Raw genomic sequence first — 21,372 nt, 5'->3', positions numbered from 1 at the left:
GACTCTCCGGTCCGGCGCAGCGGCGAGGGTATACGCCGGACCGGAGACCAGAGAGGAAACACCGCAATGCGACGAGTCTGCTTCCAGCTGCAGGTCAAGCCCGAGAGGCTGGAGGAGTACGTGCTGCGGCACCGGCAGGTGTGGCCGGAGATGCTGCGCGCCCTGAAGAACGCCGGATGGCACAACTATTCCCTGTTTCTGCGGCCGGACGGGCTGCTGATCGGGTACTTCGAAACCGAATCATTGGAGGCCGCCCAGGCTGCCATGGAGGCCGAGGACGTCAACGCCCGCTGGCAGGCTGAGATGGCAGAGTTCTTTGTGGACCTGGACGGCGCCAGGCCGGACACCGGGTTTGTGGAGCTCACCGAGGTCTTCCATCTGGAGGACCAGCTGGCCGACGTCGAACAGAACTGAGGAGACATGACCACATTCGAACAGATCGCCCCGCAGCTGGAGCACCAGGCCATCGAGGTTCCCTCCTGGGCCTATGGCAACTCCGGCACCCGCTTCAAAGTCTTCGGCTCGCCCGGCACCCCGCGCACCGTGGAGGAGAAGATCGACGACGCCGCAGCCGTGCACCGGTTCACCGGGCTGGCGCCGAAGGTGGCGCTGCACATCCCCTGGGATATGGTCGACGACTTCGCCGCACTGGCCAGGTACGCCCAGGATGCCGGCATCGAGATCGGCACCATCAACTCCAACACCTTCCAGGATGAGGACTATAAGCTCGGCGGTCTCACCCACCACGATCCGGCGGTGCGGCAGAAGGCGATCGACCACCACCTGCAGTGCATCGAGATCATGGGCGCCACCGGATCACAGGATCTGAAGATCTGGCTGGCCGACGGGTCCAACTACCCCGGACAGGCCGATATGCGTGCCCGGCAGGATCGGCTGGCCGACTCCCTGCAGCAGATCTACGCACAGCTGAGCGGGGACCAGCGCCTGGTGCTGGAGTACAAGATCTTCGAACCGTCCTTCTACCACACCGATGTGCCGGACTGGGGCACGGCTCTGGTGCACGTGCAGGCACTGGGGGAGCGGGCAGTGGTGTGCCTGGACACCGGCCACCACGCTCCCAGCACCAATGTGGAGTTCATCGTCACCCAGCTGCTGCGGGTGGGAAAGCTCGGCTCCTTCGACTTCAACTCACGCTTCTACGCCGACGACGACCTCATCGTCGGCTCCGCCGATCCGTTCCAGCTCTTCCGCATCCTCTTCGAGGTCATCCGCGGCGGCGGCTATGGCCCGGACTCCGATGTCGCGTTCATGCTGGATCAGTGCCACAACATTGAGAAGAAGATCCCCGGCCAGATCCGCAGCGTGCTCAACGTCCAGGAGATGACCGCACGGGCCCTGCTGGTGGACCGTGAGGCCCTGGCCGCCGCGCAGCAGGCCGGTGATGTGCTCAGCGCCCACCAGATCTTCATGGACGCGTTCTACACCGATGTGCGTGCTGACCTGGCCGCCTGGCGCGAGTCTCGGGGTCTGCCTGGCGACCCCATGGGCGCCTACGCAGCATCGGGCTACCAGGAGAAGATCGAGGCCGATCGCGTCGGCGGAACCCAGATGTCCTGGTGAGAGGCCGGCGGCGGCACTGTGCGAGGTGATCCACCGCCCCTTACGGTCTGGGTCGGGGGCGGTTCAGCGCAGTGAGCTCGCGGTACCGCCGGCGGGCGGCTCGGTAGGCTTCCCGTTTCCCGGTGTCGGGGAGGAACTCCTCATCGATTCTTCGGGTCAGCTCGTAGAGATCCTCTGCGGAGGTATAGACGCCCACCCCGAGCCCGGCCAGCGCCGCGGCCCCCTGGGCGGCGCCGTGGCCGTTCTTCGGTTTCATGACGGGAAGCCCCAGGACGTCTGCTTTGATCTGCAGCCAGGCACGGGAAGAAGCGCCCCCGCCGGTACTGAGCACCCGGTCCACCGGGTAACCGTGGCGGGTCATGGTGGCCACATCGGCGGCGAGTCCGAGCGCGTTGCCCTCCATCGCGGCGAGCAGAAGGTCGGTCCCGTCCGTGCTCAGATCGATACCGGCGATGATGCCCCGGGCTGCAGGGTTCCACGAAGGCGTACGTTCCCCCGCAAGACTGGGCACCATGGTGAGACGGCCCGGCCTGGGTCTGCTGAGCAGCGCCTCGTCGTCTCTCAGGTCACGGGTCGAGTCGAGGCTGTTCACCCAGTCGACCGCAGCTCCCGCCGTGACCTGAGCCGTGATCAACAGATCCGTGCCCTCAAGGCAGTGCCTGCAGTGAATGAACCCTGGGACGTGGATCCCCGCCGGCACCGCGCTGATGGTGACGCTGGAGAAACCCGTCATATCGACCAGCGGGTCCCCCGGTCTCAGCGCGCCGGCCTCCAGCGCAGAGCCGATGGAGTCGATTCCTCCGGCCACCACGGGGGTCCCCTCGGCCAAACCCAGGGCAGCTGCCGCCCGCGCAGTGACAGTCCCGACCACCGAGGTCGAAGGGACGACGGGGGCCAGCAGGCCCACGGAGGGTTCCTGGCGCAGTAACCGGTCGTCGAAGGTGCCGGAGATCTCGTCAAAGCCCTGCATGAGGGAGGCCGTAGTGTCGTCTAGAGTGGCTTTCCCGGTGAGGCGATGGACGAGGAATCCGTTGGAGGAGAGCACGTATGCCGCTCGGCTGAGAGCAGAGGCGCGGTGCCGGGCCATCCAAGGAAGTTTGGCCGTCCCGAAGAACGGATCTGCGCCGTTTCGTGATTCGGGAACCGTCTCGGCCAGCTCCAGCCCCTCGGTGACGGCCCGGCGGTCGAGCCAGGTCAGCGCCGGACCGGTAGGGCTGCCCACGGCATCCACGGGGACCAGGGTCGGCGCCTGGGAGGTCACGGCGACGGCGAGAACCTCCCCGCCTGCCACCACGGAAGGCACGATCTGTGCCACCGCCTCCCACCAGTGCTCGGCGTTCTGCTCCGCACCGGCCCCGTCAGTACTGGTGGGGTACCGAGCGGAGGCATCCGCTATTCTGCGGCCGGCCAGGTCGGTGGCCACCGCCTTGGCCCCACTGGTGCCGATGTCGATGCCGAGGAGCAGCTTCACCGCGCCGCCTGGAACATAGGGTCCGGGGACTCAGGCTCCACCAGCGGGTTGAGGGCCGCTTCACCGTCAAGGAAACGCCGGACCTCCTCCGCGACGCCCTCAGCCGCCCGGCGGGCAGTTTCCCTGCTGGCTCCGGCGATGTGCGGGGTGAGCACCAGGTCGTGTCCCTTCCGTGCGAGTTCGAAGAGCTTGTGCCCGAAGTCCACAGGTTCCTCAGGGTAGACGTCGAAGGCAGCCCCTGCCAGGTGCCCCCGCTGCAGGGACTCAGCCACGGCATCGTAGTCCACCACTCCGCCGCGGGCAGCATTGACCAGCAGCCCGCCCGGTGGCATCCGCTCCAGCAGCTCTGCATTCACCATATTGGCGGTCTCGGGGGTGAGGCGAGCATGGATCGAGACCAGGCTGCTCTGCCGGAAGAGGTCTTCCAACGAAGCCGCTCGCCGGCCTACCCCGTGCAGCACCTCGTCCGGGAGATAAGGGTCGTATACCAGGACATCGGCCCCCATGGCACGGAAGATCTTGGCCACGTGCAGCCCCACTGCTCCGGCGCCGACCAGGCCGATGACTGATCCAGCAGCCTCTTGCCCCACCGCATCCCAGCGATAGAGGTCTCCGCGCCACTGATTTTCCATCATGCTCTGATGGGCGAGAGGAATCCTGCGCAGCAGAGCCAGCGCCAGCCCCACCGTCATCTCCGCGGTGGCGATGCCATTGCGCCCAGGAACGTTGGCGACCCGGATCCCTCTGCGCCGCGCCGCCTCCAGATTCACGTTGGTGGGGCCCCCGCGGGAGACGGCGATGAGCTTGAGCTGGGGGGAGGCCTCCAGCACTCGTTCAGTCAGCGGAGCCAACTGCGTCACGACCGCGCTGACACCCTCCAGGGCGGAGATCACCGCCTCTTCGCTCCCCGAGGCTTCGTCGACTTCGCCCACCGTGCCGAACGGCTCATCGGGCCAGGGAAACTCCAGCTCGGAGATCACGATGCGATCGCCTAACTTGTTCTCCAGAGAAGCGCGGAACACGGCCGGACGAATGAAACGATCTCCAGCCACAAGTACTCGAGTCACAGTTTTCCGTCTTTCTCCCCGGGCGGGGCTTTGCAAGAGCGGGCTGTGTGCCGGCCGGGCGACCGGCACACAGCGGGAACGGGCAGGGGTCAGTCTCCGAAGATTTCCTCGTAGTACTCCTCGGCGTTGGAGGCATCGATGACCTCGATAGGCATGTACTGGTCGGGTTCGACGTCTTCGCCGTTGAGGAGGTCAGCGGTGATGTCCACCAGCGTGCGGCCATGCTGCCGGCCGCCTCCCAGGCTGATGGAGGCCTTCTGCGGATCGCCGTTGATGATGTTCTGAATCTCGTTCTCCGTGGCGTCGATGCCGAAGAGCCCGAAGGAGTCGTAGTCTGTGACCCCGGCGGACTTCACCCCTTCATTGCCTCCGACCGCACCGCCTCCGCCGATGGTGGCGATCATTTTCATCTCGGGGTTGGCCTGCAGGAAGTTCTCGGCATTGGCCACGCCGTCCTCGGCGGTCAGGGCGGGGGCCGTGGCCACCAGTTCGGCGTGCGGAGCGTGTTCCTCCACGGCGTCCTTGATGCCCTGGGCGCGTTCGATGATCTCCGGGAAGGTGGGCAGATCCATCAGACCCCATTCGACGACGTCTTCATCCCCGTAGTTCTCGTTGATCCAGGCGGCAGCAGCCTCACCGTTGGCGTAGCCGGTTTCGTAGGCGTCGACGAGGTACTGGGCGTCATAGTGCTCGAGCACCTGGGTGTAGCCGACCACCTTGATGCCGGCCTCCTGAGCGGTCTGGGTGACCCCAGCGACCGCGTTGGACTCCACGGCGCAGATGATGATGGCGTCCACTCCCTGCTGGATGAAGTTCTCGATCTGAGTCACCTGCTGGGAGGAGTCGTCTCCGGCGTCGACGTAATTGATGTTCAAGCCCTGCTCGGCCCCGTAGGACTCGGCCTCCTGGACCAGTTCGGCCCATACTGGGTTGCTCAGGTCGGCAAATGTGACCCCGACAGTGAAGGCATCCTCCCCGCCTTCCCCGGCGGAGTTGGAGCATGCGGTGAGGGCCAGTGCGGAAACCCCCAGTATGCCGACGCTTCTGATGACCTTTTCCATTGTTTTTCCTTTCACGGTGGAGTGCCCGGCCTCATCGCCGGAACCTTTAGACAGCTTTCGCAGAAGACTTCTTGGACCCCGAGAGCACCATGGCGCTGATCTGCGTGATCCGGCCCTTCGAGGATTTGGAGAGCGCGTCGTAGCTCACGGCGATCAGCAGGATGGCGCCGGTGATCACCAGCTGCACATACTCGTTGACGTTCAGGAGCACCAGCCCGTTGTTCAGCACACCGATGATGGCCACGCCCAGGAAAGCCCCGAACAGGGTGCCCCGCCCACCCATCACGCTGACCCCGCCGAGGACGCAGGCAGTGATGACCATGAACTCGAAGCCGGAGCCGGTGGCCGACTGGGCGGAGCTCAGCCGGGAGAGCAGCACCACAGAGCCGATGGCGGTGAAGAAGCCGCTGAGCGCGTAGACCAGGATGAGGACCCGCGGGGTGTTGATCCCTGAGAGCCGCGCGGCTTCTCGGTTGTTGCCGATGGCGTAGAAGTACTTGCCCAGGTAGGTCTTGTTCAGGATGAACAGGCCGATGGCGCATACGAGAAGCAGGATGATGAGCGCGACGGGGATGCCGGCGACCGTGCCCTGTCCGATGAACGAGAATTCGCTGGGGAAGCCGAAGATGGGCAGGCCCCGCGAGAGGAGGTAGCTGACGCCGTTGAGCACGGTCATCATGGCCAGAGTGATGATGAGGGGAGAGACCCCGGTGACTGTGATGATGATGCCGTTGATCATGCCCATCAGCGTGCCCAGCGCGAGAACGGCGAGGACGGCGAGGTACCAGGGGAGGTCGTAGTTGGCCATCAGCATTCCGCACACCACGACGTTGACCGAGATCTGGTAGCCGATGGAGAGGTCGATGCCCCCGGTGATGAGGATGAAGGTGAACCCCACGGCGCAGATGCCGAGGGTGGCCACCTGTCGGGTGATGTTGTAGATGTTGTTGACATCCAGGAAGTTCGGTGACAGCACGCTGAATGTGATCACCAGACCGGCGAGCACCACGATGAGCCCGATGTCCTTCACCTTTGGGGTGAACTTTGCGTTCATTCCACGTTCCCTTCAGCTGCGAGCGACAAGATGGATTCTTGGGAGATTTCGGAGCGGGTCAGAGTGCCCTGCTGACGGCCTTCGCGAAGAACGATCACGCGGTCCGACATGCCGATGAGCTCTTCCATGTCCGAGGAGATCATCAGAATGGTCTTTCCTGCTTCGGCCAGTTTGTTCATCAGCAGATAGATTTCATTCCGGGCTCCCACATCGATCCCCCGGGTGGGTTCGTCGAAGATCAGTACCTCTGGCTCGGTGGCCAACCACTTGCCCAGGACGACTTTCTGCTGGTTGCCGCCGCTGAGGTTCTTCACCAGCTGGGAGGAGCTGGGGGCCTTGATCCGAAGACTGTCCATGTATTCCTCGGCGAGTCGGGAGACGCGTCCGGCGGACACCACCCCGGATCGTGACATCTTCTTCAGCAGCGGCAGGGCGATGTTGTCCTTGATGCAGAAATCCAGGATCACACCGTGCCGCTTCCGGTCTTCGGGAACTAGCGCGATGCGGTTCTTGATCGCGTGCTCGGGACTGCGCGAGATCACCGGCCGGCCCTGAAAGAAGACCTCCCCCGACTCGACGGGCTTACTGCCGAAGAGCAGCTCCATGAGCTCTGTGCGGCCCGCGCCGATCAGTCCGGCGAAGCCGAGGATCTCCCCTTCATGCGCCTGGAAGGTGATGTCCTGCACTCCGTTGCCGGTGAGTCCTGAGACCTCGAGGGAGACCTCGCCCGGCGGTGTATCGCGCTCGGGATATCCGCTCTTCAGCTCCCGGCCGACCATGAGCGTGATGAGTTCTTCGCGCGTGGTCTGGCCGGTCTTCCGGGTGGCGACATGTTTGCCGTCGCGCAGAACGGATACGCGGTCGGAGAGCCGGAAGATCTCATCCATGCGGTGGGAGATGTAGACAATCGTCATTCCCTGGCGCTTCAGGGTGTCGATGACGTTGTACATCGCATCCACCTCCGCAGCTGTCAGCGGTGCCGACGGTTCGTCCATGATGAGCACGCGGGCGTTCTTCGACAGGGCCTTGGCGATCTCGACGACTTGCTGATAGCCGGTGGTGAGGTCTTCGACCTGAGCCTGAGGGGGGATGTCCACTTCGAGCCGGGCGAACAGCTCGGCGGCGCGAGCGTTCATGGTTTTGGTGTCGAGCACCGGACCCTTCGTGAGGTAGTCGCCCAAGAAGACGTTGTCAGCTGCTGTGAGCGTGGAGACGAGGGTGAACTCCTGGTAGATGACAGCGATGCCGAGTTCCAATGCCAGTGCCGGGGTCAGGCGGTCATAGGTGGTGTCGTTGATGGTGATGCGCCCCGAGCTGGGCACCTCCGCTCCGGCGAGAATCTTGATCAGCGTAGATTTTCCTGCGCCGTTCTCGCCGACGATAGCGTGGACTTCGCCCTCCCGGAGTTCGAAGTCCACGGCGTCCAGAGCGGTGACTCCCGGATAACTCTTCGACAACCCCCTGACCTCGAGCACGGTTCTGTGCGGGTCAGCAGTGGAGACAGAGTCTTCGACAGCCGCGGTCATAGCGACCCCCTTATGTGATGCGATGCACAATGTGAGGTACATCATGTTATGAAATGTTAGAAGTTGTCAACTTATGGTAGAAAGCGCAGCGCGAAGAGCAGGTTCGAGCCGTGGGGTCATGGGTGGAGACGGCGCTTGAGCTGGGTGGAACGAGAAGGCCGAACCGGTTCAGCGCACGGTGGCGATGAGCGCGCGGTAGGGCGCCAAGTTCTCATCAGAGGCAGACAGCTCTGTGGCGAGCACATCGATGCTGGGGAGCTTCAGCGCGGTGGCCGTGGCATTTCGCCCCAGCTTCTCGGAGTGGGCCCCGATGACTATCTGGGCGGCCGAGCGGGCGAAGGCACGTTTGACCTGCGCCTCTTCCAGCGTGTCCTCGTAGCAGGCCTTCTCGTCTATTGCGGCTGCGGAGGCGAAGAAACTGGTGAATCGCATGTCGTCGAGGAAGGCAGTGGCCACCGGGCCGACCAGTGAGTCCGAGCGCTTATCGGCGGCGCCTCCGGTCAGGATGGCGGTGACTCCTGGTCTGTCCTGCAGTACTTGGAAGGTGATCAAGCCATTGGTGACGACGGTCAGGTCGTCGCTTCCTGTGATCGACTGGGCCAGACGGTGCATGGTCGTGGAGGAGTCCATGGCGATGACCCCGCGAGTGGGCACCAGGGGGAGAAGCTTCTCGGCGATGGCCCGTTTCTGCGCCGCATGAGAACGTTCGCGACCTTCGAAGCTGACAGGCCCGCTGTAGACGGCTCCGCCCCGGACTCGGCGGGCGATGCCGGTCTTCTCGAGTTCCCCGAGATCCCGTCGCACTGTCATCTCGCTGACGCCGAGAGCAGCGGCGGCCTCGGTTAGGGCAATGGACTGGGACGTCTGCAATTCGTCCAGTAACCATTTGCGTCTTTCCTCGCCGGCCAGTGAGCCCATTCGGGTCATTATAGGCTCCGGCGTAGAGCATGTCGGCCGCGCCGTAGGATGTTGTGCGATGAACGATAGCCCCAAAGGCAGCACGGAGACCGAGGGATCGGTCACCATCCGCGATGTTGCCCGACTCGCAGGCGTCTCCGCCGGTACGGTCAGCAATGTGCTCAACCGTCCCTTCTACGTCAAGGACGCTACGCGTGAGCGGGTCCTCGCTGCGATCGACGAGCTGGACTTCCAACCGCAGCAGAAGGCCCGCCAGTTCCGTCCGGGGCGGGTGCGGACCTTGGGCATCGCAGTCGCGAATCTGAACAATCCGTTCTTCGTGGATGTCGCCATCGGGGCCGAGACGGTCGCCCGGCAGAACGACATCGGCGTCGTGATCGCCAACAGTGCCTATGATGCGCGCATAGAGAATCAGAACCTCGATCTGCTGGTGCAGCAGCGTGTGCAGGGACTGATCATCTCCCCGGTGGACGAGACCTCCTCGCGTCTGCAGGCGCTGCATGACCGGGGGGTGCCGATGGTGTTCGTTGACAGGGTGGGGATCGGTGACACCCAGGGGTGGAGCGTGATCGTCGATGACGAGCGGGGCGGAGCCCTGGCTGCGAATCATTTGGTGAGCACCGGTCACCGGCGCATCGCCCTGGTCGGTCACCCCCACACCTCTCCGAAGGTCAAGGCGCGCCTTAAGGGGGTGCTCAGTGTGGTGGAGAGAGCCCCGGAGGTGATCTTCGAGGTGCTGGAGACCGACTCATGGACCGTGGACACCGGGCGCGAGACGGGGCATTGGATCGCTGATATGGACCCCGCGGACCGGCCCACCGGGATCATCTGCGCCAATGATCTGCTCGCGCTGGGCGCGCTGCAGACACTGACCAGTCGTGGTCTGCGGATTCCCGATGACATTGCCGTGATCGGTTACGACGATCTGGAGTGGTCAGCCGTCTCATCCCCCTCCCTGACCACGATTCGCCAGCCCCGGCAGCTCCTCGGAGCCACAGCGGTCCGCATGATCCTCGAGCTGTTCCGCGAGGGAAATCCCAGGCCGAAGAACAACCACGTGGTGCTGCAGCCCGAGCTGGTGATCCGGCAGTCGGCCTGAGTCGTGGGGACGGGTTGACCGGAACCCGCCCCCACGGAGGCCGGAGAGTCAGTGCTGGAAGATCAGAACGCGGGTTCCTCCTCAGCGACGTTCTCCTCCGTGACCACGGTCAGCGGGATCGGGATGCGGCTCTCGACCTCCTCCCCGGTGGCGGCTGCCACGATGGTCTCCAAGGCCAGGCGTCCGTCCTCCTCGGGAGACTGCACGATCGTGGCGGTGTAATGTCCGTCCTCGATGCTTGCGAAGGCGTCCCGCTGCCCGTTGATGCCGACGATGGCAGGCATGTCCTCCAGTGCTCGACCGGACTCCGTCCAGGCGTCGATGAAACCGCGGGCCATGGTGTCATCATTGGCGTAGACGCCGTCGAGGTCGTCGCCGTGCTGCGAGATCAGGTCGCGGCTCAGCTCCAGGGCACGCTGCTGGTCGAAGTCCGCATTGACGGTCTGCAGGACCTCGATGCCCGAGCCGAGTTCCTCCAGTTTGTCGTGGAACCCGCCGGTACGACCGATAGTGGTCCCGTTGCCTGCCTGGCCTGCGACGATGACGACGCTGCCTTCACCGCCGAGCGCTTCGTCCATGACCTCGGCGGCGAGCTGGCCCTGTTCGTAGGTGTCCGGGCCGGTGAACGAGGTGTAGAGGCCCTCCGCCTCTTCGTCCATGGGCGAGTTGATCAGCACCACCGGTACCTCGGCGTCCTGCGCCTCCACCAGCCCCGGGATGTACGCCTGTGGATCCAGAGGCCAGAGCACGATCCCGTCGGGGTTGCGGCCGATGCAGGTCCGCAGCTGGTCGGTGCCGGTCTGAGCGTCGAATTCCTGGCTCAACAGGGTGACGTTCACCCCGAGCTCGTCAGCGGCGTTCTGGAACGCCTCATTGGCCGGTGAGGCATAGGCGTGGGATTCCGCGGCGGCGACGTAACAGATGTCCATGCCTTCGGCAGATTCAGCGCCGGGGCTGTCCTCTCCGCTGCCGCCGCAGCTGGTCAGCAGCAGAGCACCGGCGGCGGCGACGGCTCCTGCGTGGAGTGATGATTTCATGACATTCCCTTTCTCAACGGGCGGGTGATTGTTCCTTGCTCCGAACGGGAAGCAAGGAGGAAAGTGACAGCGCAGAACGCGGGCTGTTGGAAGCGATCCGATCCAGCAGGATCAGCAGCAGCAGAATGCTGCCGGTGACGATGTTCTGGTAGTAGGAGGGCACCGACTCGTATTCCAGTGCAGTGGTGATGGCGGCCAGCACCAGTACACCTCCGAGCGTGCCCAGCGCGGAGCCGCGACCGCCTTCCAGCCGCGTACCACCTATGACGACGGCGGCGATGGCGGTAAGAGTGACGGTGCTGCCGAAGACCGGGGAGCCGGTGTTCGTCGCCAGGGACTGCATGACTCCGGCGGTGCCGGCCATCAGCCCGCTGAAGACGAAAGCTCCGAAGATGTACCTCCCGGAGCGGACGCCGGAAGCCGTGGCGGCGTCCTCGTTGCTTCCCACGGCATAGACATGGCGTCCGGCCACGGTGTAGGTCAGCCAGAGGAAGAGCAGCACGATGGCGATGAGGAATATGAAGGTGCGCAGGGAAAAGGTGCCGCCCAGTGAACGTGACACCGCCAGGCCGAACAACGGATCGGCTCCGCTGATCGGGTTGGATTCGGTGACGAAATGGCACATTGCCCTGAGGAAGATCATCGAGGCCAAAGTGGCTACCAGGGAGTTGATCTGCATCAAGACGACAAGGACACCGTTGAGCACTCCGGCCAGCAGACCGACGCAGACGCCGAAGGCCGCGGCACCGAGCTGGCCCAGCTGAGGCTGCAGGCCGATGGCGGCGATGCCTGAGAGCGCGAGGATCGAACCCACCGAAAGGTCCAGCTTTCCCAGCAGCAGGACCACAGTCAGACCCACGGCCACAAGCCCCAGGGTGGCTGCACGGTCAAGGCTGAGGCTCAAGGTCCTGAACTCAGTCAGTCCCGGTACCAATGAGGCGGACAGAATCACTGCCACGACCAGAATGACAACCACCCGGTAATGAATCAGGGTCAGAACCGCCGGACTTTCACAGATTTTCTTCAGAGCGTTCATGATGCACCTCCCCGGCGCCGCAGGTAGACGTCCAGGGCGACCGCGGCGGCGATCAGAGCGCCCATCACCAGCCCTTGAGATTCTGTGGCGATGCCGTTGAGCACCATGATGTTGCTCAAGAGGGTCACCAGGAGGAGCCCGCCCAGTGCGCGCGGCATATTGCCGAAACCGCCCAGCAGGCTCACCCCGCCGACCACCACCGCCGTGATGGCGTCGAACTCATAGCCGGTTCCCACTCCGGGTCGTGCGGTCTGGAGGGTCAGCCCGAGGAGGACGCCGCTGAAGCCCGAGAGGGTCGCCGTCATCCAGAATGCGGCCCCTTTGGTGAACCGTAGCGGCACCGCGCTGGCCTTCGTCGCATCGGGGTTGGCTCCGGTGGCGTAGACCCAGCGGCCGAAAGTCGTCCGGGAGAGCAGCAGATGACCGCCGAGCGCCACGGCGAGGAAAATCAGGACGATGACGGGGACCCCGAGCAGACGCCCGGTGAGGAAGGACTGCAGTCCGGGGCTGTCCCCGTAGACGATGACGCCGCCCACTGCTGCCTGAGCGACGCCCAGCACGATGGTGCCGGTGGCCAGCGTGGTGATCACCGGGTTCAACCGGGCGTACCCGATGAGGAGCCCGTTGATGAGCCCGGCGCAGGAGGCGGCCGCCACTCCGAACATGGCGGCCGGCAGACTGCCCAGTGCCGGCTGCAGCCCCAGCGCGAGCAGCGCGCCGATCGCCACCATCGCTGGCACCGAGAGGTCGGCGAGCCCCCGGACGATGAAGACGAACGTCATCCCCACCACGATGATGCCGACGATCGACATGTTGATCAGGACGTTGGTGAGATTGCGGGCGGTGAGAAACTGCTCACTCAGCACCGATCCGGCTATGAGCAGCGCGAGGATGCCCACAGGAAGGGCGATGCCGCCCAGCAGCTTGCGCCCTCTCTTCTCATCGGTCACCCGCGGGGGCAGGGTATGTGCGGAGGTCATGCTGCTGCTCCTTCCCCGGTGGCTGCGGTCATCACGGACTCCTCGTCGGCGTCGTCCCGTGACAGTTCGGCGGTGAGCCGTCCCTCGTGCAGCACATAGACCCGATCACTGACAGCCAGCACCTCAGGCAGCTCGGAAGAGATCATCAGCACCGCCACTCCCTGGGCGGCGAGTTCACCGATGATCGTGTGGATGTCGGCTTTGGCTCCCACATCCACGCCGCGGGTTGGTTCGTCCAGGATCAGGACCTTGGGATTGGTCGCCAGCCACTTGGCCAGGACCACCTTCTGCTGGTTGCCCCCGGAGAACGTGGCGGCTGGGCGGTCGACGACCGGCGGAGAGATGTGCAGATCCTCCGCCTTCTGCTGTGCCAGCTCCCTTTCCGGTCGCCTGAGGACCCAGCCGAGCGTCGACACCCGATGCAGGACGGGCAGGGCGATATTGTCCTTCACCGTCAGTGACAGGGCCACGCCGTCCCGCTTGCGGTCCTCGGGCACGTAGGCGATGCCGGCCCGGACCGCGGAGCGGGGACTGCGGACCCGGATCTCCTCACCCCCGACCAGGATCTGGCCGGCGTCGAGCCGGTCCAGGCCGAAGATGGCACGGGCGACTTCGGTACGACCGGCGCCCACCAGGCCCGCCAGGCCCACGATCTCACCGGCGCGTACCGTCAGCGAGACGTCCTCGAAGACCCCCAGCCTGGTCAGACCGCGGACTTCGAGTACCGGCTCTCCGATCTCCACCGCCTGTTTGGGAAAGACGTCATCGAGGTCTCGCCCCACCATCAGGCTGATCATCTCTTTGGGTGTCAGGCCCTGGGCGCTGCGGCAGTCGATCATGCGGCCGTCGCGCAGCACGGTGACCCGGTCCGAGATCTCCAGCACTTCCCGCAGGCGGTGGCTGATATAGATGATGGCGATGCCGCTGTTGCGCATGCGTTCAACGACTGCGAACAGTGCCTCAGCCTCATGGTGGCTGAGCGAGGAGGTGGGCTCGTCCAGGACCACGATGCGCGGCTGCCGCGCGTAGATCTTGGCGATCTCCACCAGCTGCTGCTGGCTCACCGAGAGCCGGCCCACCAGCTCCTGTGGCGGGATCCTGGTGTGCAGCTCCTCCAGCACCTCCCGGGCGCGGTCATGGAGTGCCTTGCGCCTGATCATGCCGCCCGAGGCCGGCATGTTTCCCAGGCCGATGTTCTCGGCCACGCTGAGATCAGGCACCAGGTTGATCTCCTGGTAGACCATGCCGATCCCGTTCTGCTTGGCCTCCAGGGGGGAGCCGAAGCGGACCTGTTCGCCGTCGAGCGTGATGGTTCCCTCGTCCGGGGTGTGGACTCCGGCGAGAATCTTCATCAGCGTGGATTTCCCCGCCCCGTTCTCACCGACGATGGCGTGGACTTCTCCGGCGCGCGCCGTGAGGTCCACGTCGGTGAGGGCTTTGACCCCGGGGAAGGCTTTGGTGATCCCTTCCATCACCAAAGCTGGTGCAGAGCTGTCTTCTCTGGTCACGGCTGCTCCCTTCTGGCCGGGCCGAACTCGAAGCTCATCCGATAGGTGATGCTCTCCCCCGCTCCCAGGAGGGGAAGGCTTCCGGTCTCCTGGGCGCTGCGCCGGCCTTGGATATGGGCGGTGTTGGCCGGCTCCAGCCCCATGACGTAGTGCCCGACTCCGGCCATCTTCCACTGGTGCAGCGCCGGAAGCGCGGTGGTGTCGAAGCGCAGGGTGAAGGAGATGCCCAATTCCGGGTTGTCGATGCCGGCGACGGCTTCGGTGGTGTGGGTGACGTCGTGAAGGAAGACCTGCTCGCGGAACCCTTCCTGCGGTGGTTCCAGCTCGTGCCAGCGGGCCACGCCGGCGGCGGCGACCTCATCCCGCGGGGTCACCTTGCTGGAGGAGATCTCCAGATGGGCGCGCTCGCTCAGCAGCGGCCATCCGAGGTTCACGTGGTAGAGCACCATGTGCCCGGCCGGGTCGAGGCCCTGATTGGTCACCCTGTCCTCCACCGTCAGGCGGGAGTCTCCGATCTCGGCGCTGATGGTGCGCTGCAGCACCAGATTCTCGCCCAGGACCGAGGCTTGGCGGACCTCGCCGCGGACCCTCAGCCAGCCAGCGTCCACGCTGGTCTCCTGCAGCGAGGCGGGGGTGGCGCCGATCCGGCCGTGCATGGGAAAGTCCCTGCCGTCGACGGTCGAGGGCGGGCCGAAGGTGTCCAGCCCGCAGGTGGCCAGTAACCCGCCTCCGAAGCTTCGCAGCCATTCGGTCCCGCGGGATTCCGCCAGGGCGGGTGCGGTGGTCCCTGTCGGAGAGACCCACGTCATCGGCACGCCGCGGTAGGTGACCTGGCCGAGGTCCAGTGCCCGGTCGGGGTGGATGTCGGCCTCCAGCCCTCCTCCGGTGACCAACCGCAGCCGACGCGCCCCGCGGGCCTTGCCGTCTTCCTCGGTGAACTGATCGATCCGGGCCAGCTGGTCCAGGGACCCGGTCCGGCGGGCGACCTCTTGGGGGGTGGCGCCGTAGAGGTCATGGGATATTTCCGTGCCGCTGGTCATCAGCGCAGTCCCAGCCTGGCGCGGTCGGCGGAGAGTTCGACGTTGCCGGGTCCGAAGTGCTTGAGGATCACCAGGTCTTCGGTGGGGTGGGTGTTGGTGATCTGCACTCCTGCATCAGCTGCGGGCGCTGTGACGAAGTACTCGTCGCTGCTGAGCTGCCCGTAGCGGATGGTCGTGGCTGTCAGCAGTGGCTGGTCGTTGATGGTCCCGGCCCCGCCCACACAGATCAGCCCGTAGGCGTCGGACTCGGTGACGGTCGCCGAGGAGCCCGGCGGGACCGTGAGCTCCTTGGCGCTGAAGCTCTCCGACCGGTAGGTGATCCATTTCTCGGTCCACCCGGACTGTGCGCGTGAGGCAGAGGTCTCCACCGGGGGAGTGAGGCGGCTGGTGTAGAAGGTGCTTTCCACATTTCGCTCCCAGTCGATGAGCTCCACGATGAAGTCCAGATCGCCGTGGCGGTCCTCGGGAACGTCCTTCCAGAGCAGCTCGTCGGGCACTTCGCGGTGGTTGGACCAGGATTCAGTCATGGCGAAGACGTCGCAGGCGGCCTGCGGCTCATAGGTGCACACGCTGGCCGGGGCATGGAGGATGCCGGCCGGAACGTCCCACCCTGTGCCCAAGGTGATGCGGTAGGCCCGGGAGAGGCTGGTGATGTTGTTGTCGCCACCGGAGAGAAAGGCTTCGAGCTTGTCCAGGACATCTTCTCTGGTGGTCTCCGGGTGCAGGCCGAAGAACGTGTAGGGGAACTCCCCCATGTGGTTGTTCATATGGGGCGAGAAGTAGTAGGCCTCCGGCTTGCCCGGCTTGCCGACCAGGGCCGCATGTTCGTCCCGATGGTGGATGTGGAAGGGCAGCGGTGCCTGGTTGTCGAAGAACTTCGAGTACATGGGCCATCCGGTATGCGTGTCCCACAGTGTGCCCACCACCTGGTGCTGAAAGTGCGCAATGAGCTCGTCGAAGGGGATGACCCCGCCCTCGGGGTCGACCACCAGGCTGAGTCCCTCGAAGGGGTCGGTGCGCGGACCGTTCTCTGCACGGATGGCTGAGGCCAGCCAGCGTTCATCGATGCCGCCCCGGTCCTTGCCCAGGGGGTAATAGTCATCGGGATGCAGGCGGATGCGCTTGCCCGGAGTGCAGAAGGCTCGCGGCACCCAGGCCGGCGCCAGCCGGAGCACGCCGTTGCCGGCCTGCATAGCGCGTTCCATGGCCTTCTCCGAGGACGTGAGTCCCTCATACGGCCCTGCTGTGGTCATCTGTGATCCCCTTAGCGGTACTAGGACTGGTTCATTGAACCTCGATATGCGAGTGACCTTAGTCACAGAAGTCGGATCATGTCAAGACTTCGTGTGCGTGGTCGCAGGGAAGTATGAGGAGGACAAGAAAGCATTCGTGCAGGATGTGGTTTATTGAATCAAGCGCAGCGTCGCCCTCCCTGCCGTCTCCGCGGGCTCCGGTAGCATGCGGAGCCATGGCTATCTCTTCCTCGCTGGACGCTGAGGCACGGCGTGCGCATCTCTTGCAGATGCTCGGCGCCCAGGGGCGGATCACGGTCAGTGCGGCGGCAGGCGCGCTCGGTGTTTCCGAGATGACGTTGCGCCGGGACCTGGCCGACCTCGAAGGCATGGGCCAGCTGCGCAGGGTCCGCGGGGGAGCTGTGGCACCCCTCCAGCCACGCAGCTTTGCTGAGCGCAGTGCCCGCCGGTCAGCGGCGAAGAAGGCCATCGCGCAGAAAGCTCTCCCGCTGGTCCCCTCCCAGGGAACCTGCGCCTTCGACGCGTCCTCGACCGCGGGGGTGCTGCTGTCCGCGATCGGTGATGCTGCCGAACTCACCGCCGTGACCAATTCGGCGGAGAACTTCGAGGCAGTCTCCGGCAAGCCCGGCATCTCCCCGATTCTGCTGGGCGGCCACCGCCACGAGACCACGCAGAGCTTTGTGGGGCCGCTGGCCGATCTGCTTGCCTCCTCACTGCACTACGGCAAATTCTTCACCTCGGCGGCCGCGGTCGACCCTGAATGGGGCACCTCCGAGGCCACCGCCGAGGAGGCCGCGCTCAAACGGACGCTCAGCAGGCATGCCGACCTGACGATCCTGCTCGCTGACTCCTCCAAGCTCGGCTCGCAGGCCAGTGCCCGGGCGCTCGCGCTCGACGACGTCGACGTGCTGATCACCGACCTTGACCCCGACGACGCCCGCCTGGATCCCTATCGTCGCAGCGCAGAGATCCGCTAGCGGGTCCGCCCGGTGCTGGGTGCGCTGGGGTGTTGTATCCCACACAGCTGCGTGATACTTTGTGTTCGATTAATCGCTATCGAACATCTCAGGTGCGCGGGCCAGGTTTCCCGTCCGCTGCCCATCGGACCAACTGCTCAGGAGAGTTCTCATGGCCGGTCACCCCGTCGTCGACGCACTGATCACCCGTTCCAACCGGCTCGGTGCGGACCCGAGGAACACCAATTACGCCGGTGGCAACACTTCCGCCAAAGGTACTGACCGTGATCCGGTCACCGGCGAGGACGTCGAACTGCTCTGGGTCAAGGGATCCGGCGGCGACCTCGGCACGCTGAAGGAATCTGGCCTCGCCACCCTCCGCCTGGATCGGATGCGTGCCCTGGTGAACACCTATCCCGGAGTGGAGCGCGAGGACGAGATGGTGGCCGCCTTCGACTACTGCGCCCACGGCAAGGGCGGGGCGGCCCCGTCCATCGACACAGCCATGCACGGGCTGGTCGACGCTGCCCATGTGGACCACCTGCACCCCGACTCCGGCATCGCCATCGCCACCGCCGCCGACGGCGAGGAGCTGACATCGACCATCTTCGGCGACAAGGTCGTCTGGGTGCCCTGGCGCCGTCCCGGCTTCCAGCTCGGACTGGACATCGCCGAGATCAAGAAGCAGAACCCGCAGGCCGTCGGCTGCATCCTCGGCGGCCACGGCATCACGGCCTGGGGCGACACCTCCGAGGAATCCGAGCAGAACTCGCTGTGGATCACCCGCACCGCCCAGGCGTATATCGCTGAGCACTCCAAGCCGGAACCATTCGGTCCAGCCCTCCAGGGCTACGCTCCGCTGCCCGAGGCTGAGCGGCGGGCCAAGGCGGCCGCGCTGATCCCCACCATCCGCGCCATCGCCAGCGCAGACAAGCCGCAGGTCGGGCACTTCACCGATGACGGCGTCGTCCTTGATTTTCTCGCCCATGCCGAGCATCCGCGCCTGGCCGCGCTCGGCACTTCCTGCCCCGACCACTTCCTGCGCACCAAGGTCAAGCCGCTGGTCCTCGATCTGCCCGCCACGGCCAGCGTCGAGGACTCCATCAGCAGGCTCAAAGAACTGCACGCCAGCTACCGCGAGGACTACCAGGCCTATTACAACCGCCACGCGGAACCCGATTCGCCCGCTCTCCGCGGCGCCGATCCGGCCATCGTCCTCGTTCCCGGGGTCGGCATGTTCAGCTTCGGCAAGGACAAGCAGACCGCCCGGGTGGCCGGGGAGTTCTACATCAACGCCATCAACGTGATGCGCGGGGCAGAGGGCCTGTCCCGCTACACCCCGATCGACGAGCGCGAGAAGTTCCGCATCGAGTACTGGGCGCTGGAGGAGGCCAAGCTGCAGCGGATGCCGCAGCCCAAAGAACTGGCTACCCGCATTGCCCTGGTGACCGGTGCCGCCTCGGGCATCGGCAAGGCCATCGCCAAGCGGCTGGCGGCCGAAGGGGCCGTGGTGGCCATCGCCGACCTCAACCTCGAGAAGGCGCGCCAGGCCGCCGCGGAGATCGGCGGACCGGACAAGGCGATCGGAGTCGCCGCTGATGTGTCCGACGAGGAGGCGGTCAAACAGGCGATCGACGAGACCCTGTTGGCCTTCGGCGGACTCGACATCGTGATCAACAACGCCGGACTCTCGCTATCGAAGTCTCTGCTGGAGACCACAGCGGCCGACTGGGACCTGCAGCACGACGTGATGGCCAAGGGTTCCTTCCTGGTCTCGAAAGCCGCCGCCAAAGTGCTGATCGACCAGGGACTGGGCGGTGACATCATCTACATCTCCTCGAAGAACAGCGTCTTCGCAGGGCCCAACAACATCGCCTACTCCGCCACCAAGGCCGATCAGGCGCACCAGGTCCGCCTGCTGGCCGCTGAGCTCGGCGAACACCAGATCCGGGTCAACGGCATCAACCCCGACGGCGTGGTGCAGGGCTCCGGCATCTTCGCCTCCGGCTGGGGCGCCAATCGTGCGAAGACCTACGGGATCGAGGAGAAGGACCTCGGCAAGTTCTACGCCCAGCGCACCATCCTCAAGCGGGAAGTGCTGCCGGAGAACGTGGCCAACGCCGCCTTCGCGCTGCTGAGCCAGGATCTCTCCCACACCACCGGTCTGCACGTTCCGGTCGACGCCGGCGTGGCTGCCGCGTTCCTGCGCTGAGAGCCTGCGATGAGCACCACGACCTCGCGCGCGACGAGCTGGCACGCCGCTGTCGACCTGGGCGCCTCCTCCGGGCGGGTGGTCCTGGGCCGCATCGGTCCCGACACTCTGCAGATCCGCGAAGCAGCCCGATTCCCCAATGGAGCGGTTCCGCTGCCTGACGGACTGCACTGGAACCTTGTGGGACTCTATGCCCATGCCCTCGACGGCCTGGCCGCCGCAGTGCGTGAGACCGGCGAGGACGGCGGACTCGCCTCGGTGGGCATCGACTCCTGGGCGGTGGATTACGGATTGCTGAGCGGCGGTGACCCAGAGCGGATGCGACTGCTCGGCACGCCCTTCCACTACCGGGACTCCCGTACCGCTCAGGGGGTGCAGAGGGTTCACGACATCGCCCCGTTCGAGGAGCTCTACCGACGCAACGGTCTGCAGTTCCTCCCCTTCAACACCCTCTACCAGCTGGCTGCAGAGGACCTCTTGGCCCAGGCCGAAAAGCTGCTGCTGGTCCCCGACCTGCTCGGCTACTGGCTCACCGGCGTCCAGCGCACCGAGGCCACCAATGCCTCCACCACCGGACTGCTGAGCGTCCACACCGGTCAATGGGACACCGAGCTGATGAGCCGGCTGGGCCTGGACGAGGCTCTCTTCGCCGCGGTCGCCGAGCCCGGCACCGCCCTGGGTGAGACCCGCGAGGATCTGTCCGACCGCTTCGGCGGGCACCGGCTCCCGGTGACCCTGGTGGGCTCCCACGACACCGCATCCGCCGTCGTCGGCACTCCGCTCTCCACCCCCGATGCGGCCTACATCTCCTGCGGCACCTGGGGGCTCGTCGGACTCGAACTGGATTCACCGGTGGTCACCGAGGCCAGCCGGAAGGCGAACTTCACCAATGAAGGCGGTGTCGACGGCCGTACCCGGTTCCTCACCAACGTGATGGGCACCTGGCTGCTCTCCGAGACTCTGCGTGCCTGGCAGCAGAAGACCGGCGTCGAGCAGAACCTCCAGCTGCTGCTCGACGCGGCCGCGCAAGTCCCCGATGCCGAGGTCGTCGTCTTCGATGTACAGGACGAGCGGTTCCTGCCGCCGGGAGACATGGCGGCCCGGATCACCGCGCTGTGCGCCGAACGCGACCAGCAGGCACCACAGACCCCGGCGCAGATTGTGCGCAGCATCGTCGAATCCATCGCCGTGAAGTTCGCCGAGGCGCTCGCCGAGGCTTCCCGCCTCTCCGGGCGCAGCATCGACGTGGTCCATATGGTCGGTGGCGGAAGCCTCAACGCGCTGCTCTGCCAGGCCACTGCGGACCGTTCCGGGTACCCTGTGATCGCAGGGCCCGTTGAGGCCACCGCGCTGGGCAACCTGCTCGTCCAGGCCCGTACCGCCGGGACTCTCAGCGGCGGGCTGGCCGAGCTGCGCAGCCTCATCGCGCGTACCCATAACCTCATCACCTACCGCCCCCGATCCACCGGATCCTGAACCGCGCGCCGGTCCACGGCGTCCTTGTCAGCGAGGAGAACCCATGACAGAGCAGACTCCGGGCCCAGACACTGCCGGCCCTGACAACCCTGTGCGG

18 protein-coding genes are annotated in these 21,372 nt (G+C 65.5%); 6 read left to right on the top strand and 12 right to left on the bottom strand.

All coding sequences use genetic code 11. The features are described from left to right. The first annotated feature begins 66 nt into the window (after window positions 1-66). Together Q1K09_RS01515 and rhaI are read left to right on the top strand one after the other, a co-directional pair. Complete coding sequence (locus Q1K09_RS01515) at window positions 67-414, top strand: L-rhamnose mutarotase (RefSeq protein WP_300342624.1); 348 nt, start codon at window positions 67-69, stop codon at window positions 412-414. 6 nt (window positions 415-420) lie between these two features. Continuing rightward, window positions 421-1,581 (top strand): L-rhamnose isomerase, encoded by a 1,161-nt coding sequence (gene rhaI / locus Q1K09_RS01510; RefSeq protein ID WP_300342622.1) that lies wholly within the window; start codon window positions 421-423, stop codon window positions 1,579-1,581. Between the two features lie 40 nt (window positions 1,582-1,621). Here rhaI and Q1K09_RS01505 read toward each other — a convergent pair whose 3' ends face one another. The 6 genes from Q1K09_RS01505 to Q1K09_RS01480 all read right to left on the bottom strand — a co-directional run bounded on the left by Q1K09_RS01505 (window position 1,622) and on the right by Q1K09_RS01480 (window position 8,678). After that, entirely contained in the window at window positions 1,622-3,052 is a 1,431-nt protein-coding gene (locus Q1K09_RS01505; protein ID WP_300342621.1) for an FGGY family carbohydrate kinase, read from the bottom strand. Continuing rightward, complete coding sequence (locus tag Q1K09_RS01500) at window positions 3,049-4,074, bottom strand: 2-hydroxyacid dehydrogenase (RefSeq protein WP_300342619.1); 1,026 nt, start codon at window positions 4,072-4,074, stop codon at window positions 3,049-3,051. Before Q1K09_RS01500 ends, Q1K09_RS01505 begins: the two co-directional genes overlap by 4 nt. A gap of 134 nt (window positions 4,075-4,208) precedes the next feature. Further along, on the bottom strand, window positions 4,209-5,180 hold the full coding sequence (locus Q1K09_RS01495; protein ID WP_300342618.1) for a sugar ABC transporter substrate-binding protein: 972 nt from the start codon (window positions 5,178-5,180) through the stop codon (window positions 4,209-4,211). Between the two features lie 46 nt (window positions 5,181-5,226). Then, window positions 5,227-6,234 carry an ABC transporter permease gene (locus Q1K09_RS01490; RefSeq protein ID WP_300342616.1) on the bottom strand — a complete coding sequence of 336 codons (1,008 nt, stop codon included), beginning with the start codon at window positions 6,232-6,234 and terminating at the stop codon, window positions 5,227-5,229. After that, window positions 6,231-7,760 (bottom strand): sugar ABC transporter ATP-binding protein, encoded by a 1,530-nt coding sequence (locus tag Q1K09_RS01485; RefSeq protein WP_300342615.1) that lies wholly within the window; start codon window positions 7,758-7,760, stop codon window positions 6,231-6,233. Before Q1K09_RS01485 ends, Q1K09_RS01490 begins: the two co-directional genes overlap by 4 nt. Window positions 7,761-7,928: 168 nt before the next feature. Then, on the bottom strand, window positions 7,929-8,678 hold the full coding sequence (locus Q1K09_RS01480) for a DeoR/GlpR family DNA-binding transcription regulator (protein WP_300342613.1): 750 nt from the start codon (window positions 8,676-8,678) through the stop codon (window positions 7,929-7,931). A 58-nt stretch (window positions 8,679-8,736) separates the two neighbouring features. Here Q1K09_RS01480 and Q1K09_RS01475 point away from each other — a divergent pair, with 58 nt between their 5' ends. Then, window positions 8,737-9,777: a LacI family DNA-binding transcriptional regulator gene (locus Q1K09_RS01475; RefSeq protein ID WP_300342611.1), complete on the top strand. Its 1,041-nt coding sequence runs from the start codon at window positions 8,737-8,739 to the stop codon at window positions 9,775-9,777. Window positions 9,778-9,839: 62 nt separating this feature from the next. Here Q1K09_RS01475 and Q1K09_RS01470 read toward each other — a convergent pair whose 3' ends face one another. The 6 genes from Q1K09_RS01470 to Q1K09_RS01445 form a co-directional block, all read right to left on the bottom strand. After that, a complete protein-coding gene (locus Q1K09_RS01470; RefSeq protein WP_300342610.1) occupies window positions 9,840-10,814 on the bottom strand; it encodes a sugar ABC transporter substrate-binding protein in 975 nt (324 codons plus the stop codon). Window positions 10,815-10,827: 13 nt separating this feature from the next. Next, window positions 10,828-11,718, bottom strand: a complete 891-nt coding sequence (locus tag Q1K09_RS01465) for an ABC transporter permease (RefSeq protein ID WP_300342608.1) — start codon at window positions 11,716-11,718, stop codon at window positions 10,828-10,830. A gap of 128 nt (window positions 11,719-11,846) precedes the next feature. Beyond that, window positions 11,847-12,830 (bottom strand): ABC transporter permease, encoded by a 984-nt coding sequence (locus Q1K09_RS01460; RefSeq protein ID WP_300342606.1) that lies wholly within the window; start codon window positions 12,828-12,830, stop codon window positions 11,847-11,849. Continuing rightward, window positions 12,827-14,338 (bottom strand): sugar ABC transporter ATP-binding protein, encoded by a 1,512-nt coding sequence (locus Q1K09_RS01455; RefSeq protein WP_300342604.1) that lies wholly within the window; start codon window positions 14,336-14,338, stop codon window positions 12,827-12,829. Before Q1K09_RS01455 ends, Q1K09_RS01460 begins: the two co-directional genes overlap by 4 nt. Further along, a complete protein-coding gene (locus Q1K09_RS01450) occupies window positions 14,335-15,378 on the bottom strand; it encodes an aldose 1-epimerase family protein (RefSeq protein WP_300342603.1) in 1,044 nt (347 codons plus the stop codon). Before Q1K09_RS01450 ends, Q1K09_RS01455 begins: the two co-directional genes overlap by 4 nt. Then, window positions 15,378-16,631, bottom strand: coding sequence for a hypothetical protein (locus Q1K09_RS01445; RefSeq protein ID WP_300342601.1), 1,254 nt, complete (start codon window positions 16,629-16,631; stop codon window positions 15,378-15,380). The genes Q1K09_RS01450 and Q1K09_RS01445 overlap by 1 nt, the downstream gene beginning before the upstream one ends. A gap of 215 nt (window positions 16,632-16,846) precedes the next feature. Here Q1K09_RS01445 and Q1K09_RS01440 point away from each other — a divergent pair, with 215 nt between their 5' ends. The 3 genes from Q1K09_RS01440 (at window position 16,847) to Q1K09_RS01430 (ending at window position 21,275) form a co-directional block, all read left to right on the top strand. Then, complete coding sequence (locus tag Q1K09_RS01440; RefSeq protein WP_300342600.1) at window positions 16,847-17,608, top strand: DeoR/GlpR family DNA-binding transcription regulator; 762 nt, start codon at window positions 16,847-16,849, stop codon at window positions 17,606-17,608. Window positions 17,609-17,759: 151 nt separating this feature from the next. After that, on the top strand, window positions 17,760-19,799 hold the full coding sequence (locus tag Q1K09_RS01435) for a bifunctional aldolase/short-chain dehydrogenase (RefSeq protein ID WP_300342598.1): 2,040 nt from the start codon (window positions 17,760-17,762) through the stop codon (window positions 19,797-19,799). Window positions 19,800-19,808: 9 nt separating this feature from the next. Continuing rightward, window positions 19,809-21,275, top strand: a complete 1,467-nt coding sequence (locus Q1K09_RS01430; protein ID WP_300342596.1) for a rhamnulokinase family protein — start codon at window positions 19,809-19,811, stop codon at window positions 21,273-21,275. Window positions 21,276-21,372 lie beyond the last annotated feature (97 nt).

The organism is Nesterenkonia sp., assembly GCF_029265375.1.
Lineage (GTDB): Bacteria > Actinomycetota > Actinomycetes > Actinomycetales > Micrococcaceae > Nesterenkonia.
The sequence above is the reverse complement of the archived record's forward strand: the minus strand, read 5'-3'. Positions and strand labels throughout refer to the sequence as shown.

What these genes read in the sequence shown, in the direction of transcription:
- Q1K09_RS01515 (WP_300342624.1), top strand. Translation starts at nt 67, where the DNA reads ATGCGACGAGTCTGCTTCCAGCTGCAGGTCAAGCCCGAGAGGCTGGAG.
- rhaI (WP_300342622.1), top strand. Translation starts at nt 421, where the DNA reads ATGACCACATTCGAACAGATCGCCCCGCAGCTGGAGCACCAGGCCATC.
- Q1K09_RS01495 (WP_300342618.1), bottom strand. Translation starts at nt 5,180, where the DNA reads ATGGAAAAGGTCATCAGAAGCGTCGGCATACTGGGGGTTTCCGCACTG.
- Q1K09_RS01490 (WP_300342616.1), bottom strand. Translation starts at nt 6,234, where the DNA reads ATGAACGCAAAGTTCACCCCAAAGGTGAAGGACATCGGGCTCATCGTG.
- Q1K09_RS01485 (WP_300342615.1), bottom strand. Translation starts at nt 7,760, where the DNA reads ATGACCGCGGCTGTCGAAGACTCTGTCTCCACTGCTGACCCGCACAGA.
- Q1K09_RS01480 (WP_300342613.1), bottom strand. Translation starts at nt 8,678, where the DNA reads ATGGGCTCACTGGCCGGCGAGGAAAGACGCAAATGGTTACTGGACGAA.
- Q1K09_RS01475 (WP_300342611.1), top strand. Translation starts at nt 8,737, where the DNA reads ATGAACGATAGCCCCAAAGGCAGCACGGAGACCGAGGGATCGGTCACC.
- Q1K09_RS01470 (WP_300342610.1), bottom strand. Translation starts at nt 10,814, where the DNA reads ATGAAATCATCACTCCACGCAGGAGCCGTCGCCGCCGCCGGTGCTCTG.
- Q1K09_RS01460 (WP_300342606.1), bottom strand. Translation starts at nt 12,830, where the DNA reads ATGACCTCCGCACATACCCTGCCCCCGCGGGTGACCGATGAGAAGAGA.
- Q1K09_RS01450 (WP_300342603.1), bottom strand. Translation starts at nt 15,378, where the DNA reads ATGACCAGCGGCACGGAAATATCCCATGACCTCTACGGCGCCACCCCC.
- Q1K09_RS01445 (WP_300342601.1), bottom strand. Translation starts at nt 16,631, where the DNA reads ATGACCACAGCAGGGCCGTATGAGGGACTCACGTCCTCGGAGAAGGCC.
- Q1K09_RS01440 (WP_300342600.1), top strand. Translation starts at nt 16,847, where the DNA reads ATGGCTATCTCTTCCTCGCTGGACGCTGAGGCACGGCGTGCGCATCTC.
- Q1K09_RS01435 (WP_300342598.1), top strand. Translation starts at nt 17,760, where the DNA reads ATGGCCGGTCACCCCGTCGTCGACGCACTGATCACCCGTTCCAACCGG.
- Q1K09_RS01430 (WP_300342596.1), top strand. Translation starts at nt 19,809, where the DNA reads ATGAGCACCACGACCTCGCGCGCGACGAGCTGGCACGCCGCTGTCGAC.